Source organism: Bradyrhizobium sp. GW821-FHT12B03, assembly GCF_058807535.1.
In genome coordinates, this window is the sequence record NZ_JBXAQU010000019.1 from 163,038 (window position 1) to 179,164 (window position 16,127).

Consider the following 16,127-nt stretch of genomic DNA (forward strand, 5'->3'; position numbering starts at 1 on the left):
GGACTCGAGGTGCGGTCGTGTTAGGCGGTCATTATCCTTTTGTTTTGGTTAACTATTTGCCGACAATATGCCTGAATCCGCGGCTTGTGTCGCGGCAAAGAATGTTGTGACCGGCTGGCGATCGTCGGTCAAAAGAGAAGCTGCCATGGGCCCGCGTGATCCGAAGTTTCCCGTTCAGGGGCCCCGATTGTCAGGGGCGACCCGGCGGAGCGCGCTTGGCCTGTTGCTCGGCGCGCCCTTGCTGTCGGCCTGCGCCGGCGTGCAGCAGAGTCTCAGCCAGTTCTCCAACCCGTTCTTCAGCTCCCCGCCCCCGGCCCAGCCGGCCGGCCCGCCGCAGCAGGCCACCACCGCCGGCACCGGCGGGGTGAAGGTCGCCGTGATCCTGCCGCTCTCGGCCGCCGGCAATGCCGGCCTTGCCGCGCAATCCATGCGCAACGCCGCCGAAATGGCGCTGGCCGAATTCCAGAACCCGAACATCCAGCTCCTGATCAAGGACGACAATGGCAGCCCGCAAGGCGCGCAGGCCGGCGCGCAGCAGGCGGTCGACGAAGGCGCCGAGATCATTTTGGGGCCGCTGTTCGCGCAGTCGGTGCCGGCCGTGGCGCAGGTCGCGCGCACGCGCGGCATCTCGGTGATCGCGTTCTCGACCGATTCCAGCATCGCCGGTCGCGGCGTCTATCTGCTTTCTTTCCTGCCGGAGTCCGACGTCAACCGCATCGTCGAATATTCCGCCAGCATCGGAAAGCGCTCCGTCGCCGTGCTCGTGCCCGACAACGCTTATGGCAACGTGGTCGAAGCCGCGGTGAAGGCGGCGGTACCGCGGCGCGGCGGGCGCATCGTCGCGTTCGAGAAATATGGCGCCGATCGCGCCACGCCGGCGCGCACCGTGGCGCAGCAGCTCGGCGGCGCGGATGCGCTGTTCATCGCCGATGACGGTGATGCCGTGGTCACGGTGGCAGATGCGATGACCGCCGCGGGCGCGAACCTGCGCAACATCCAATTGCTCGGCACCGGTCTGTGGGACAATCCGCGCGTCTACGCGAACTCAAGCTTGCAAGGCGGTCTCTACGCCGCGCCGGATCCGGCCGGTTTTCGCGCGTTTTCCGGCCGCTACCGCACCAAATACGGCGCCGAGCCGATCCGCACCGCGACGCTCGCCTATGACGCGGTCGCCCTCGTCGCCGCGCTCGCGCGTACGCAAGGCACCACGCGCTTCTCGTCCGACGTGCTCACCAACCCCTCTGGCTTCGCCGGCATCGACGGCCTGTTCCGCTTCCGCGCCGACGGCACCAATGAACGCGGGCTCGCGGTGATGAAGGTGACGACCGGCGGCGGTGTTGCGGTGGCGGGCTCGCCGAAGAGTTTCGGGGCTTGATGGTTCACCTCTCCCGCTTGCGGGAGAGGTCGGCGCGTAGCGCCGGGTGAGGGTTCTGTCCTCTGGGGGTTGTCCCGTTGCGGAGACACCCTCTCCCCAACCCTCTCCCGCAAGCGGGCGAGGGAGCGCATCGCCGATTTGGCTCAAATTTACGCCGCGAGGTCTGCAACCACCGCATCCAGCACCGGGAATCCGCTGCTGGTCACGCGCAGGCGTCCCGTCGCATCGACTGTGATAGCACCCTCCTCGCGCAGCAGCGCGATGCGTTTGGGATCGAGCGGGCGGCCGGAGAGCGCTTTGTAGCGCTCGGGGTCGATGCCTTCGGCCAGACGCAGTCCCATTAGCAAGAATTCGTCGGCGCGTTCTTCACTGTTGAGGAGGTCGTCGGTGACGACACCGTGGCCGTTGCTCTCGACCCGCATCAGCCAGGCTTCGGGACGCTTCTCTGTGGCGGTGGCGTGCCTGATGCCGTCGATGTCGAGCCGGCCGTGTGCGCCGGGTCCGATGCCGGCATATTCCTCGCCGCGCCAGTAGACCAGATTGTGCCGGCACTCGGCACCGCGCCGCGCGTGATTTGAAATCTCGTAGGCGGGCAGGCCGAGCTTGTCGCAGGTTTCCTGCGTGACGTCGTAGAGCGCGCGCGCGACCGCCTCGTCCGGCGTCTTCAATTTGCCGGCCTGGTGCAGGCCGAAGAACGGCGTGCCTTCCTCGATGGTCAATTGATAGAGCGACAGATGCTCGGCGGCTTCGTCGATCGCGAGACGCAACTCGTCGGCCCACATCGCCGGCGTCTGGTCGGGGCGGGCGTAGATCAGGTCGAACGAATAACGATCGAACGAGCGGCGTGCGATGGCGACGGCATCGAGCGCCTCGCGCGCACTGTGCATGCGGCCGAGCGCCTTCAGCGAGGCGTCGTCGAGCGCCTGCACGCCGAGCGAGACACGGTTGACGCCGGCTGAGCGATAGCCGGCAAAGCGCGTGGCCTCGACGCTGGTGGGGTTTGCTTCCAGCGTGACCTCGACGTCGCCAGCGACTTTCCAGTGCTTGCCGATGGCATCGAGCACCGCGCCGACGGTCGCCGGCTGCATCAGGGACGGCGTGCCGCCGCCGAGGAAGATCGAGGTGACCTCGCGGCCGGGCGCGCGCTGCGCGGTCGTTTCGATCTCGCGCGCGAAGGCGGAGGCGAAGCGTGCTTCGTCGATCGCGGCGTGGCGGACGTGGCTGTTGAAGTCGCAATAGGGGCACTTCGACAGGCAGAACGGCCAATGCACGTAGACGCCGAAGGCTTCGGATTGTTGTTTTGACGCGTTTTCCTGGCGCGAACCGGTATCCACTTCGCTCGAAAACGCTCTAGCGCGGCTCAAGGCAGATCTCCGCCAGTTTCACGAAGGCACGGGCGCGGTGCGACAGGCCAAGGCCGAGCGGCGGCAGGCCGTGCTTCTCGATGCTGGTCATCTCACCGAAGGTGCGGCTGTGACCGTCGGGCAGGAACATCGGGTCGTAGCCGAAACCGGCGGTGCCGCGCGGCGGCCAGAGCAGCGTGCCGTCGGCGCGTGCCTCGACCTCTTCGAGATGATCGTCGGGCCAGGCGACGCAGAGCGCGGAGACGAAGTGAGCCTTGCGCTTGTCGGGCGTGGTCGCGCCGCGTTCCTGCAACAGCCGTTCGATCCGCGTCATCGCGGCATTGAAATCCTTGCTCGGTCCGGCCCAGCGCGCGGAGAAAATGCCGGGCGCGCCGTCGAGCGCGTCGACCACGATGCCGGAATCATCGGCAAAGGACGGCAGCCCGGTCGCCTGCGCCGCCGCGATCGCCTTGATCGCGGCGTTGCTGCGGAAATCGTTGCCGGTTTCATCAGGCTCGGGAAGGCCGAGTTCGCCGGCCGACACCGCCTCGATGCCGTAAGGCGCCAAAAGCTCCTTCATCTCGGCGAGCTTGCCGGGATTGTGGGTGGCGATGACGAGCTTTCCGGTGATTCGGCGGTGCATGGGCCTATTGACTACGCGACAGCCAGTTTCTGCAAGTCCACGAGACGTGCAATGCCCTTCTGGGCCAGCGCCATCAGCGCAAGGAACTCGTCCTGCGTGAACGGCTCGCGTTCCGCGGTGCCCTGCACCTCGATGATGCGGCCGTCGCCCGTCATGACGAAATTGGCATCGGTCTGGGCTTCCGAATCCTCGGCATAGTCGAGATCGAGCACGGGCGTGCCGTTGTAGATGCCGCAGGAGATCGCGGCGACGTTGTCGCGCAGCACCTTGGCCTTGATCATGTTGCGCGCCTTCATCCAGTTGATGCAGTCGGCGAGCGCGACCCAGGCGCCGGTGATCGAGGCCGTGCGCGTGCCGCCATCGGCCTGGAGCACGTCGCAATCGACCGTGATCTGGCGCTCACCGAGCGCTTCGAGATCGACGATGGTGCGCAAGCTGCGGCCGATCAGGCGCTGGATCTCGACGGTGCGGCCGCTCTGCTTGCCGGCAGAGGCCTCGCGGCGGGTGCGTTCCGAGGTCGCGCGCGGTAGCATGCCGTATTCGGCAGTGACCCAGCCGCGGCCCTGGCCCTTGAGCCACGGCGGCAGGCGGTCTTCCAGCGTGGCGGTGACCAGCACGTGGGTGTCGCCGAATTTCACCAGGCACGAGCCTTCCGCATATTTGACCACGCCGCGCTCCAGCGTCACGGGGCGCAATTCGTCGGGCGCACGGCGGCTTGGCCGCATGGGAAATCCTCCAAAACTCTCGGGAAAAGCCTATTCGCGGTGCTTGTAGGTGGGGTGAGGGTGGGCGGCAAGGCCTTTTCGGTCCCCAGCCAAGTGCAAAACCCCGCTTGTCAGTCGCCTCCCGGATGGACAGATTATGAGCACCTGAGAGGAGTTGCCGTCTGTGGCCCATCACGATCCGATCCATCTGATCGCGCCGCGCGCAGGCCTCGCCCAGCTCAACGAGCGTTCCCGCGACATCTTTCGTCAAATTGTCGAAAGCTATCTCGCGACCGGCGAGCCCGTGGGCTCGCGCAATATCTCGCGCCTGATCGCGATGCCGCTGTCGCCGGCCTCGGTCCGCAACGTCATGGCCGACCTGGAACAGCTCGGCCTGATCTATGCCCCGCATACCTCCGCCGGCCGGCTGCCGACGGAACTCGGCCTGCGCTTCTTCGTCGATGCCCTGATGCAGGTTGGCGACCTCAATGAAGCCGAGCGGCAGTCGATTCAGAGCCAGCTCACCTCCGTCGGCCAGGCGCAATCGGTCGAGGCGGCGCTGGACCAGGCGCTGACGCGGCTGTCGGGCCTGACCCGCGCCGCCGCCGTGGTGTTGACGCCGAAATCCAATGCGCGGCTCAAACACATCGAATTCGTCCGCCTGGAACCGGAAAAGGCGCTGGTGATCCTGGTCGGCGAGGATGGCCAGGTCGAGAATCGCGTGCTGACGCTGCCCCCCGGGGTTCCCTCTTCCGCGATCACCGAGGCCGGCAATTTCCTCAATTCGCGGATTCGCGGCCGGACCCTGGCCGAGGCGCGGCTCGAGCTCGAGACCGCGCTCGGGGAGGCCCGCGCCGAGCTCGATCAGCTGACGCAGAAGGTGATTTCGGCCGGGATCGCCAGCTGGTCCGGCGGCGAGAACGAGGACCGCCAGCTCATCGTCCGGGGCCACGCCAATTTGCTGGAAGATCTGCACGCGCTGGAGGATCTGGAGCGGGTGCGCCTGCTGTTCGACGATCTCGAGACCAAGCGCGGCGTGATCGACCTGCTCGGCCGGGCCGAGACCGCGGAAGGCGTGCGGATCTTCATCGGCTCCGAGAACAAGTTGTTCTCGCTGTCGGGGTCCTCCACCATCATCTCGCCCTATCGGGATGCCGCCGGCCACATCGTCGGCGTCCTGGGCGTGATCGGGCCGACGCGGCTGAATTATGCCCGTGTGATCCCGACCGTGGACTATGCCGCCCGCATCGTCAGCCGCCTTCTGGGGGGCTGACCGGCATTTGGGCCGATCACGGGCGCTTGATTTTCGGCGCCCGAAGCACGATATCCGGGCCAGAAAAATCCCTCCGACGAATTCGAAAAGAGAGCCGATGACCGATCGAGACCGGCAACCCGAAGACACGAGCGCGCCGACCGGCGAGCCCGTGGTGTCGAAGCCCTACATCATGCCCGACGATCCCGAGCCGGGCTCGGTCGAGACGTTGCAGAAGGAAGCCGCCGAGGCGCGCGACCGCATGCTGCGGACGCTGGCCGAGATGGAGAATCTGCGCAAGCGCACCACCAAGGAGGTCGCTGACGCCCGTCTCTATGGCATCACCGGCTTTGCCCGCGACGTGCTCGACATCGCCGACAATCTGCAGCGCGCGCTCGATGCGGTTCCCGCCGAGGCCCGTGCCGCAGCCGATCCCGGCCTGACCTCGCTGATCGAAGGCGTCGAGCTCACCGAGCGCTCGCTGCTCAACGCACTGGAAAAGCACGGCGTGAAGAAGTTCGATCCGCAGGGCCAGAAGTTCGATCCGAACTTCCAGCAGGCGATGTATGAGGTGCCGGATCCGTCAGTGCCTGCCGGCACCGTCGTGCAGGTCATGCAGGCCGGCTACACCATCGGCGAGCGCGTGCTGCGCCCGGCTCTGGTTGGCGTCGCCAAGGGCGGTGCAAAGGCCGCGCCTGCGGCCAACACCAACGAGCCGAACAGCGCGGCGAACTAGGCTCTCAGACCTCATGGTGAGGAGCCGCGCCCTTGCGCGGCGTCTCGAACCATGAGGGCCATGATGTAACAGCTCGGCCTTCATCCTTCGAGACGCGCGCGAAGAAGCGCGCTCCTCAGGATGAGGGTCTGACAGTTTTCCGCGTCGACTACGCGCTCACCGCGATATCCGCAGACTGGATCCGCTTCACGCCAGCCTTGGCCATATCGGCCCAGGCCTTTGCCAGCGAGCCCTGATTGTCGATGCCGCGGCAAGCGTCTTCCACGACATAGACTTCAAAGCCCGCCTTGCGCGCGTCGAGCGCAGTCCAGGCGACGCAGAAGTCCGTCGCGAGGCCAGCGACGAAGACGCGCTTGATCTTGCGGCCCTTCAGATAGCCGGCAAGGCCCGTCGAGGTCTTGCCGTCGGCTTCGAGGAAGGCCGAATAGCTGTCGACGTCCTTGTGAAAACCCTTGCGGATGATGAGCTCGGCGTGCGGGATCGCAAGATCCTTGGACAGCGCCGCGCCGTCGGTGCCCTGCACGCAATGGTCGGGCCACAGCACCTGCTTGCCGTAGGGCAGGTCGACGGTCTCGAACGGCTTCTTGCCCGAGTGGACCGACGCAAACGAAACGTGGCCGGGCGTGTGCCAGTCCTGCGTCATCACCACGTTCGCAAACGCTTTCGCCATCTTGTTGATGACCGGAACGACCTGCTCGCCTTCCTTCACCGCGAGGCTGCCGCCCGGCAGGAAGCAGTTCTGCACGTCGATCACCAGAAGCGCGGACGCATCGTCCGGCTTGATCGATGCGGCTGCAAACAGCGCGGTTGGCGCGAGGGTCGCCAGCGCCGTCGTCCCCAGCGCCGCCAAAATTTGTCGCCGATCCAGCATGTCCGCCTCCCTCCAGGATGATCCAACTGGCGAAGCCTAGTTCCGTTCGTATACGAACAGAAGCCCGAAAATGCAGCCGGCTCTGGTGAGTGCATGGGCTGCTAGCTCAGGTCGTCGTCCCGGCGAAGGCCCGGACCCATACGCCGCAGCAATAGTTTAACGAGGACTCGGAGTTACCAGATCGTACTGCAACCACTCCCTGTGATTATGGGTCCCGGCCTCCGCCGGGACGACACCGAGTGTGCTGGACTGCCGTCGCCTAGCCCTTCGGCTGAATCCCGTCGCGCACGGCGCGGAAGCGGGTGAAGGCGGTGGACCACTGGTCGCGCGGGGCGCTGGCGATGATGCGCAGCGAGGCGCCGCCGCCCGAGAAGCGGATCCACTGCACCACGGTCACCGGCGTCTTGTCCTTGCCGCTGACGCCGTCGATCCGGGTCTCGAAGCCCTGCTGGCCGTTGATGCGGATCGGCTCGGACATGGTGACGCGCGACTCGCGCACGCCGGGGATCTGGAGCGCCGCCTCCTGGGCGAAGCGGGCGCGGTCGTCGGCGGATTGCGGGGTGGCGCCGATCAGGCCGAGGATCATGAACGGCTTCGACTCATAGCCTGCGCTCTCGTTGCCGTCGGCCAGGATGATGCTGGAGCCCGGCGCCAGCGTGCGGATGTCCTTGAAGTCGGCGAGATCGGTGATCTTGAACGGCATCAGCGCGATCTGCTCTTCGGCCGAGACCTGCTTGCGGGTGGTGGCGCTCGCGAACATCTGCCGCACCGCCTCGTCGGTGTAGATCTTGGTCGCATTCTCCGGGATCTGCACCGCGACATAGCCGGAGAAGCCGGCGCCGGGCACGATCATCGAATAGCGCTTCACCGGGGTATCGCCGGCCTTGCCGCTCTCGGTGGTGAAGTAGGCAAGGCCCGCGGGGGTCTCGACCTTGTCCTGCTTGACGCCATTGGCGCCGCCGGGGGTGGCATTGAAGGCGCTCACGACCTCGCCATAGGCCGCCGGCGGCAGCTCGGTGATCAGCACCTTGACGTTGCCGTCCTCGCTCTCGAAGCCAGGGAAGGTCTTGGCCGTGCTGAGGCCGACCAACGGCACCATGCCGAGGCGAAGTCCGGGCGGGAAAACGGCGTCGGCGGCGAGGGCCGGAAGCCCGGAGGCAATGAGCAGGGCGAGCGCGGCGAGGGGGCGGATCAGCTTCATGGGCACTCTGATTGGTTCACATTGAGGCCGTTCGATGGTCGGCCACCGGGCCGCATTGTCGCGCGAAGCAGCCTGGTGCGGCGCTCCGGCCGGTCCGCCTTTTAGCGGGTTTGGCCTTGCCGCAACAGGGAGGGGCGGATTGCGGTAACGGGAGCTTGCCGAAGCCCGAACCTGTTAATAATTCCTCACCCGCAAGGGCGGTTGAGCCCGGATATGATCTTCCAAAACCCAATGTTTTCACGGCCGAAACGTAGTTTCGGTCCTTGCGGGCCCCTCCCACCCTCCTATATGAGCGTCAACCATCGCAATATCGCGAATGTTTGATCTTAGGGGGTTTCGGTTCGGGTGCCTTCTGGGCCCAACCAACCTGCCGCAAAAAGAAGGATATCAGGACCATGGGAAAGGTCATTGGGATCGACCTCGGCACCACGAATTCGTGCGTCGCCGTAATGGATGGCAAAAACGCCAAAGTCATCGAGAATTCCGAGGGCATGCGCACGACGCCTTCGATCGTCGCCGTCACTGACGACGGTGAGCGCCTCGTCGGCCAGCCGGCCAAGCGCCAGGCCGTCACCAATCCCGAGCGTACCTTCTTCGCAGTGAAGCGCCTGATCGGCCGCCGCTACGACGACCCGATGGTCGAGAAGGACAAGAAGCTCGTTCCCTACAAGATCGTGAAGGCTTCCAACGGCGACGCCTGGGTCGAGGCCGACGGCCAGACCTATTCGCCCTCGCAGGTCTCGGCGTTCATCTTGCAGAAGATGAAGGAGACCGCGGAAGCCCATCTCGGCCAGAAGGTCGACCAGGCCGTCATCACCGTTCCCGCCTACTTCAACGACGCCCAGCGCCAGGCGACCAAGGACGCCGGCAAGATCGCGGGCCTTGAAGTTCTCCGCATCATCAACGAGCCGACCGCGGCTGCGCTCGCCTATGGCCTGGACAAGACCAAGACCGGCACGATCGCCGTGTACGATCTCGGCGGCGGCACGTTCGATATCTCCATTCTCGAAATCGGCGACGGCGTGTTCGAGGTGAAGTCGACCAACGGCGACACCTTCCTCGGCGGCGAAGACTTCGACATGCGCCTCGTGGGCTATCTGGCCGACGAGTTCCAGAAGGAGCAGGGCATCAACCTGCGCAACGACAAGCTCGCGTTGCAGCGCCTGAAGGAAGCCGCTGAAAAGGCCAAGATCGAGCTGTCGTCGACGACGCAGACCGAAATCAACCTGCCCTTCATCACCGCGGACCAGACCGGCCCGAAGCATCTGACGATGAAGCTCACCCGCGCCAAGTTCGAAGCGCTGGTCGACGACCTCGTCCAGAAGACCGTCGAGCCCTGCCGCAAGGCGCTGAAGGACGCCGGCGTCACCGCCGGTGAGATCGGCGAAGTGGTGCTGGTCGGCGGCATGTCGCGCATGCCGAAGGTCCAGGAAGTCGTGAAGCAGCTGTTCGGCAAGGAGCCGCACAAGGGCGTCAACCCGGACGAAGTCGTGGCGATCGGCGCCGCGATCCAGGCCGGTGTGCTCCAGGGCGACGTCAAGGACGTGCTGCTGCTCGACGTGACCCCGCTGTCGCTGGGCATCGAGACGCTGGGCGGCGTGTTCACCCGTATCATCGACCGCAACACCACGATCCCGACCAAGAAGAGCCAGGTGTTCTCGACCGCCGAGGACAACCAGAACGCGGTCACCATCCGCGTCTTCCAGGGCGAGCGTGAAATGGCGGCCGACAACAAGATGCTCGGCCAGTTCGACCTGATGGGCATTCCGCCGGCCCCGCGCGGCATGCCGCAGATCGAGGTGACCTTCGACATCGACGCCAACGGCATCGTCAACGTCTCGGCCAAGGACAAGGCCACCGGCAAGGAGCAGCAGATCCGCATCCAGGCCTCCGGCGGCCTGTCGGAAGCCGACATCGAGAAGATGGTGAAGGACGCCGAGGCCAACGCCGAGGCTGACAAGAAGCGCCGCGAGGCCGTCACCGCCAAGAACGAGGCGGATGGTCTGGTGCATTCGACCGAGAAGGCCCTGGCCGAACACGGTTCGAAGGTTGCCGAGACCGAGCGCCGCGCCATCGAGGATGCCGTCAGCGACCTCAAGGAAGCGCTGAAGGGCGACGATGCCGAGGCGATCAAGGCCAAGACCCAGACGCTGGCGCAGGCTTCGATGAAGCTCGGCGAGGCCATGTACAAGCAGCAGGCCGAGGCCGACGCCAAGAAGGATGCGGCCAAGGACGACGTTGTCGACGCGGAGTTCACCGAGGTCGACGACGACAAGAACAACAAGAAGTCCGCCTGATCCCCAAGAGGGTGATGATGCGGACGGCTTGGACCCCACACGCTTCTTCGGCCTCCCCCTTCGCGGGGGAGGCCTTCGTGCCGGGCCGGGCGGGGCAAGGTTCTGTTACGATCGCCCCCGTTACGATCGATCAATTTCCAGCCGTTATCCTGAACCACGCCGCGCTGCCCTCTGCCGCAAGGCGGAGGGGTGCCTATATCGTCGCGTGGCGGCGTTGTTTCGCTCCGACTTGAATCGCGATTGGATAGACCGAGTTGAACATGTCCACGTCCACCAAGCGCTGCTATTACGAAACCCTCGAAGTCGAACGCACCGCTGACGATTCCGCATTGAAATCGTCCTTTCGCAAGCTTGCGATGAAATTTCACCCCGACCGCAATCCCGGGGACGACACCAGCGAAGTCAAGTTCAAGGAAATCAACGAGGCCTACGAGGTCCTCAAGGACAAGGACAAGCGCGCCGCCTATGACCGCTTCGGTCATGCGGCCTTCGAGCAGGGCGGTCCTGGCGGCGGCGCCGGTTTCGGCGCGGGCTTCGCCTCCTCCTTCTCCGACATTTTCGAAGACCTGTTCGGCATGGCCGGACAGCGCGGCCGCGGCGGCCGCGAGCGCGGCGCCGACCTGCGCTACAACATGGAAATCACGCTCGAGGAAGCCTTTGGCGGCAAGACCGCGCAGATCGAGATTCCGGTCTCGGTCACCTGCGAGGCCTGCTCGGGTATCGGCGCCAAGGCCGGCACAAAGCCGAAGACCTGCTCGAGCTGCGGCGGCGCCGGCCGCGTGCGGCAGTCGCAGGGCTTCTTCACGCTGGAACGGACCTGCCCGGGCTGCCAGGGCCGCGGCCAGATGATCGAGGACGCCTGTCCGTCCTGCTCGGGCCAGGGCCGGGTGACCCGTGAGCGGAATCTGTCGGTCAACATTCCCCCGGGAGTCGAGGACGGCACACGGATCAGGCTCGCCGGTGAAGGCGAGGCCGGTGTTCGCGGCGGTCCGCCCGGCGACCTCTACATCTTCCTGTCGCTGGCCCAGCACCAGTTCTTCCAGCGCGACGGCGCCGATCTGCATTGCCGGGTGCCGATCTCGATGGTGACGGCCGCCCTTGGCGGCGAATTCGAGGTGCCGACCATCGAGAAGGGCAAGGCCAAGGTGAAGGTGCCAGCCGGGACCCAGTCCAACCGTCGATTCCGCATTGCATCAAAAGGCATGCCGGTGCTGCGCTCGCGCCAGACGGGTGACATGTACGTTCAGGTCGTGGTCGAAACCCCGCAGAATCTCACCAAAAAGCAGCAGGAATTGCTGGCCGAGTTCGAAAAGCTCTCCTCCGGCAATACCCAGCCGGAGTCCGAGGGTTTCTTCGCCAAGGTCAAGGATTTCTTCGGTAATCGGGCGAATTGACCCGTCTTGACCGTATCGGTTTCGGCCTATACGTCTTTATGACCATTTTCTGACACGCCGCGGTCCCGCGGTCCCGTCCGGTCCCGACATGCCATTGCCATCGTCCGCGCGTGCGTTGAAGAAGCCTCGTCTCGACGATGAGGTGCGCTTTCTCAGATCGTGGATCGAAAAGCCCCTCCACATGGGCGCGGTGATGCCGTCGGGCAAGCTCCTGGCCCGGACCATGGCTCATTACGTCGACGTCAATTCAGACGCTCCGGTGGTCGAGCTCGGACCCGGCACCGGTGCGATCACGTCGGCCCTGGTCGAGCGCGGCGTCGATCAGAAGCGTCTCGTTCTCGTCGAATACAATCCCGGCTTCTGCGCTCTGCTGCGCGACCGTTATCCGCAGGCCAAGGTCGTGCAGGGCGATGCCTATCGCCTGCGCGACACGCTCTGGAACGTGCTGAGTGCGCCGGCCTCTGCGGTCGTCTCGGGCCTGCCGCTCGTCACAAAACCGATGCTGACGCGGCTGCGGCTCATTCGCGATGCTTTCACGGCGCTTGCGCCCGGCGCACCTTTCGTCCAGTTCACCTATGCGGTGATCCCGCCGATCCCGAAATCGCTGCCCGGCGTGTCCACAGAGGCCTCGGAACGGATCTGGATGAACCTTCCGCCGGCCCGCGTCTGGGTGTATCGCAAGGACTAATTCCGCTGCCGTCCTTTCTTTGCGCGGCGGGCTCGTTTCGCCGAACGCATTGGATCGGATGTCCGCACCCAGAATCCTGATCATTCCCGGCTCGCTGCGCACCGGCTCGCACAATGCGAAGCTGGCGGCGGTCGCCGCCCATGAATTCGCCAAGGCGGGCGTCGACATCACCCGCATCTCGCTCGCCGATTTTCCGTTGCCGATCTACGACGGCGATCTCCAGGCCAAATCAGGCGTGCCCAAGCACGCAATCAACCTCAAGCGCATGATCGGCGCGCATCACGGCGTGCTGATCGTCTCGCCCGAATACAATGCCTCGGTGCCGCCGCTGCTGAAGAACGCGATCGACTGGGTCAGCCGCGTGCACGAGCTGCACGAGGCGCGCGGCGAGGTGTTTCGCAACCGCCCCTTCGCGCTCGCCGGCGCCTCGCAGAGCCGGCTCGGCACGGCCCGCGCGCTCCAGGCGTTGCGGCTGATCCTGACCTCCTGCCACGCCAATGTGATTGCCAGTCAGCTCACGCTCGCCTTTGCCGATCAGGCCTATGACGATATGGACAGGCTGAAGAACGAGGGCGATGTCGCCGCGTTGAAGGAGTTGGTAGCGCAGTTGATCGACATTTCCCAACGCATGATGTGAGGTGACATGACGCCAGCCGAGATCGCCCCGAAAGACCGCCTGATCGTTCCGCTCGATCTGTCCAGCGTTGATGCCGCGGAGGCGATGGTCGCAAGGCTCGGCGACAGCGTCACGTTCTACAAGATCGGCTATCAGCTGGCCTATGCCGGCGGCCTGCCGCTGATCGGCAAGCTCGCCGACAAGGGCAAGAAGGTGTTCGCCGATCTCAAGATGCACGACATCGGCAACACCGTGACGCGCGGTGTGGAGAGCGTGGCCAGGCTGGGCGCGACCTTCCTCACCGTGCACGCCTATCCGCAGACCATGAAGGCAGCCGTCGAAGGGCGCGGCGGATCGGGCCTGAAGATTCTCGCGGTCACCGTGCTGACCTCCTACAATGACGATGACCTGCACGCGGCCGGCTACCGGCTCGGCGTCTCCGAGCTGGTCGAAGCACGCGCGCAGCAGGCGCAGGTGCTCGGTGTCGACGGGCTCGTCTCCTCGCCCGAGGAGGTGGGCGCCTTGCGCAAGATCGTCGGCCATCAGATGAGTCTCGTCACGCCCGGCATCCGGCCGGCGGGTACGCCGAGTGGCGACCAGAAGCGCATCATGACGCCGGGCCGCGCGATCGCCGCGGGTGCCGATTATCTCGTCGTCGGGCGGCCGGTGCTCGAAGCCGCCGACCCCAGGGCCGCGGCTGACGCCATCCAGGCCGAGATCGCGCAAGCACTCGGCTGATCGACTTAGTCAACAAGGGAGAAGAACAATGGCAAAAGCCTACTGGATTGGACGCGTCGACGTGAACAATGACGAGGGCTACAAGCCCTATGTCGTCGCCAATGGTGCGATCTTCAAGAAATGGGGCGGCCGCTTCGTCGTCCGCGGCGGCAAGTTCACCACCGTCGAAGGCGCCAGCCGCACCCGCAACGTCGTGATCGAATTCCCGGACTACGAGACCGCGATCGCCTGCTACAACTCGCCGGAATACCAGGCCAACATCAAGGTGCGCCAGCCGCACTCGGTCGCCGACCTCATCATCATCGAGGGCTATGACGGCCCGCAGCCCTCGGACGGCTGAGGCGATCTCCCTCCCCTGGAGGGGGAGGGTCGCTGGGCATGCAGCGAAGCGGAATGCGCAGCGGGGTGGGGTGATCTCTCCACTCGGGCACTGTTGGTTGCGGAGAGACCGTCACCCCACCCCGCTCGCGCTGCGCGCGATCGACCCTCCCCCTCCAGGGGAGGGTAAGAGTACGCCTGCGCGACTTACGCCCCCTCGGTTGCCGGAACTGCCTCCCCCCGCTACAACGCACCTGAGAGGATCACACCATGTCCGACATGCGCTTGATTGTTGCTGGAGCCGGCGGCCGGATGGGCCGGGCGCTGACGCGGGCGATTGCCGAGAGCAAAGGCGCGGTGCTGGCCGGCGCGCTGGAGGCGCCGGGCTCGGAGCTGCTCGGCAAGGACGCCGGCGTGCTCGCAGGGCTGCCGGCCAACGGCATCAAGCTCTCGGCCGATCTCTGGGCGATGTCGAAGGAGGCCGACGGCATCCTCGATTTCACCGTGCCGGCCGCGACCATCGCCAACGTCGCAATCGCCGCCGAGCGCGGCATCGTGCATGTCGTCGGCACCACCGGGTTGTCGGGCTCCGACAACGCCGTGATCAAGAGCGTCACCAACCGCGCGGTCGTGGTGCAATCGGGCAATATGAGCCTGGGCGTCAATCTGCTTGCCGCGGTGGTCAAGCGCGTCGCCAAGGCGCTCGATGCGAGCTTCGACATCGAGATCGTCGAAACCCATCACCGCATGAAGATCGATGCGCCCTCGGGCACGGCGCTGATGCTGGGCCAGGCCGCGGCCAGCGGCCGCGGCATCTCGCTCGAGGAGCATGCGGATCGTGGCCGTGACGGCATCACCGGGGCGCGCAAGCCCGGCGACATCGGTTTTGCCTCCTTGCGCGGCGGCACCGCGGCCGGCGACCACAGCGTCAGCTTCCTCGGCCCGTTCGAGCGCCTGACGCTGTCGCATCAGGCCGAGGACCGCATGCTGTTCGCGCACGGCGCGCTGAAGGCCGCGCTGTGGGCGCACGGCAAGAAGCCGGGGCACTACTCCATGGCCGACGTGCTCGGCCTCGCCGATATCTGAACGAATGAAAGCAACGGAAAGCAGTCAATGAGCGAACGTCTTCTCGTGCTCGTCCGCCACGGCCAGAGCGAATGGAATCTGAAGAACCTGTTCACGGGGTGGAAGGATCCCGATCTTACCGAGCTTGGCGTCAAGGAAGCCACGGAGGCCGGCCGCAAGCTGAAGGCGCAGGGCCTCGTGTTCGACGTCGCCTACACCTCGGTGCTGACCCGCGCGCAGCACACGCTCGACCTCATCCTCGGCGAACTCGGCCAGAAGGGTCTGCCCACGGAGAAGAACCTCGCGCTGAACGAGCGCGACTATGGCGATCTCTCCGGCCTCAACAAGGACGACGCCCGCAAGAAATGGGGTGAGGACCAGGTGCTGATCTGGCGCCGTTCCTACGACGTGCCGCCGCCCGGCGGCGAAAGCCTGAAGGACACGCTGGCGCGCGCTTTGCCCTATTACGTGCAGGAGATTCTGCCCGGCGTTCTCAACGGCAAGCGCACGCTGGTCGCCGCCCACGGCAATTCGCTGCGCGCGCTGATCATGGTGCTGGAAAAGCTCTCGCCCGAAGGCATCCTGAAGCGCGAGCTTGCCACCGGCGTGCCGATCATCTACCGGCTGAATGCGGATTCGACGGTGGCCTCGAAGCTGGATCTGGCCTCGTAAGCCGAATCCAAATCTCGGTGTCGTCCCGGCGAAGGCCGGGACCCATACCGCGTGATCTATCGGTGGCATGCGGTATTAATCCCGAGCGAAGGCAGGATAACTGCAAGTCTTCGCCAAACCTCTCCCTGTGGTTATGGGTCCCGGCCTTCGCCCTAGGGCATGCACATATCTGGTGCGACGGATTGACTCGGGTCGAGGGTAAGGGGTTCCAGAA

The 16,127-nt window shown here is 65.5% G+C and carries 16 protein-coding genes; 11 read left to right on the top strand and 5 right to left on the bottom strand.

Going from position 1 to position 16,127, the window contains the following annotated elements:
* Positions 1-145: 145 nt before the first annotated feature.
* On the top strand, positions 146-1,375 hold the full coding sequence (locus tag AC1RUR_RS29915) for a penicillin-binding protein activator (RefSeq protein WP_492850712.1): 1,230 nt from the start codon (positions 146-148) through the stop codon (positions 1,373-1,375).
* 149 nt (positions 1,376-1,524) lie between these two features.
* On the opposite strand, the gene hemW is transcribed toward AC1RUR_RS29915, so the two are convergent.
* From hemW to rph, 3 genes are read right to left on the bottom strand one after another with little or no spacing between them, the layout of a single operon-like run.
* A complete protein-coding gene (gene hemW / locus AC1RUR_RS29920) occupies positions 1,525-2,709 on the bottom strand; it encodes a radical SAM family heme chaperone HemW (protein WP_492850759.1) in 1,185 nt (394 codons plus the stop codon).
* 16 nt (positions 2,710-2,725) lie between these two features.
* Positions 2,726-3,361, bottom strand: coding sequence for an RdgB/HAM1 family non-canonical purine NTP pyrophosphatase (gene rdgB / locus AC1RUR_RS29925; protein ID WP_492850714.1), 636 nt, complete (start codon positions 3,359-3,361; stop codon positions 2,726-2,728).
* A gap of 11 nt (positions 3,362-3,372) precedes the next feature.
* Positions 3,373-4,086, bottom strand: a complete 714-nt coding sequence (gene rph / locus AC1RUR_RS29930) for a ribonuclease PH (protein ID WP_028148792.1) — start codon at positions 4,084-4,086, stop codon at positions 3,373-3,375.
* Positions 4,087-4,249: 163 nt separating this feature from the next.
* On the opposite strand from rph, the gene hrcA reads away from it, so the two are divergent.
* Positions 4,250-5,338 carry a heat-inducible transcriptional repressor HrcA gene (gene hrcA, locus AC1RUR_RS29935; protein WP_492850717.1) on the top strand — a complete coding sequence of 363 codons (1,089 nt, stop codon included), beginning with the start codon at positions 4,250-4,252 and terminating at the stop codon, positions 5,336-5,338.
* Between the two features lie 97 nt (positions 5,339-5,435).
* Positions 5,436-6,053: a nucleotide exchange factor GrpE gene (gene grpE, locus AC1RUR_RS29940; protein WP_492850719.1), complete on the top strand. Its 618-nt coding sequence runs from the start codon at positions 5,436-5,438 to the stop codon at positions 6,051-6,053.
* 148 nt (positions 6,054-6,201) lie between these two features.
* On the opposite strand, the gene pncA is transcribed toward grpE, so the two are convergent.
* Positions 6,202-6,924, bottom strand: coding sequence for a bifunctional nicotinamidase/pyrazinamidase (gene pncA / locus AC1RUR_RS29945; protein ID WP_492850721.1), 723 nt, complete (start codon positions 6,922-6,924; stop codon positions 6,202-6,204).
* Between the two features lie 259 nt (positions 6,925-7,183).
* Positions 7,184-8,125, bottom strand: a complete 942-nt coding sequence (locus AC1RUR_RS29950; protein WP_492850723.1) for a hypothetical protein — start codon at positions 8,123-8,125, stop codon at positions 7,184-7,186.
* A gap of 395 nt (positions 8,126-8,520) precedes the next feature.
* Between AC1RUR_RS29950 and dnaK the strand changes: the two genes are divergently transcribed.
* The 8 genes from dnaK (at position 8,521) to AC1RUR_RS29990 (ending at position 15,913) form a co-directional block, all read left to right on the top strand.
* A complete protein-coding gene (gene dnaK / locus AC1RUR_RS29955) occupies positions 8,521-10,422 on the top strand; it encodes a molecular chaperone DnaK (protein ID WP_298242327.1) in 1,902 nt (633 codons plus the stop codon).
* Positions 10,423-10,682: 260 nt separating this feature from the next.
* The gene (gene dnaJ, locus AC1RUR_RS29960) at positions 10,683-11,816 is read left to right on the top strand and encodes a molecular chaperone DnaJ (RefSeq protein WP_492850725.1); all 1,134 of its coding nucleotides are present in this window, start codon (positions 10,683-10,685) and stop codon (positions 11,814-11,816) included.
* An 88-nt stretch (positions 11,817-11,904) separates the two neighbouring features.
* Positions 11,905-12,504, top strand: a complete 600-nt coding sequence (locus AC1RUR_RS29965) for a class I SAM-dependent methyltransferase (protein ID WP_492850727.1) — start codon at positions 11,905-11,907, stop codon at positions 12,502-12,504.
* A gap of 58 nt (positions 12,505-12,562) precedes the next feature.
* Positions 12,563-13,141, top strand: a complete 579-nt coding sequence (locus AC1RUR_RS29970) for an NADPH-dependent FMN reductase (RefSeq protein ID WP_492850729.1) — start codon at positions 12,563-12,565, stop codon at positions 13,139-13,141.
* A 6-nt stretch (positions 13,142-13,147) separates the two neighbouring features.
* Positions 13,148-13,858, top strand: coding sequence for an orotidine-5'-phosphate decarboxylase (gene pyrF, locus AC1RUR_RS29975; RefSeq protein ID WP_492850731.1), 711 nt, complete (start codon positions 13,148-13,150; stop codon positions 13,856-13,858).
* Between the two features lie 28 nt (positions 13,859-13,886).
* Positions 13,887-14,198 carry a DUF1330 domain-containing protein gene (locus AC1RUR_RS29980; protein ID WP_492850733.1) on the top strand — a complete coding sequence of 104 codons (312 nt, stop codon included), beginning with the start codon at positions 13,887-13,889 and terminating at the stop codon, positions 14,196-14,198.
* A 248-nt stretch (positions 14,199-14,446) separates the two neighbouring features.
* Positions 14,447-15,262, top strand: coding sequence for a 4-hydroxy-tetrahydrodipicolinate reductase (gene dapB / locus AC1RUR_RS29985; RefSeq protein ID WP_492850735.1), 816 nt, complete (start codon positions 14,447-14,449; stop codon positions 15,260-15,262).
* 27 nt (positions 15,263-15,289) lie between these two features.
* Positions 15,290-15,913, top strand: a complete 624-nt coding sequence (locus tag AC1RUR_RS29990) for a 2,3-bisphosphoglycerate-dependent phosphoglycerate mutase (protein WP_492850737.1) — start codon at positions 15,290-15,292, stop codon at positions 15,911-15,913.
* The last annotated feature ends 214 nt before the right edge of the window (positions 15,914-16,127 follow it).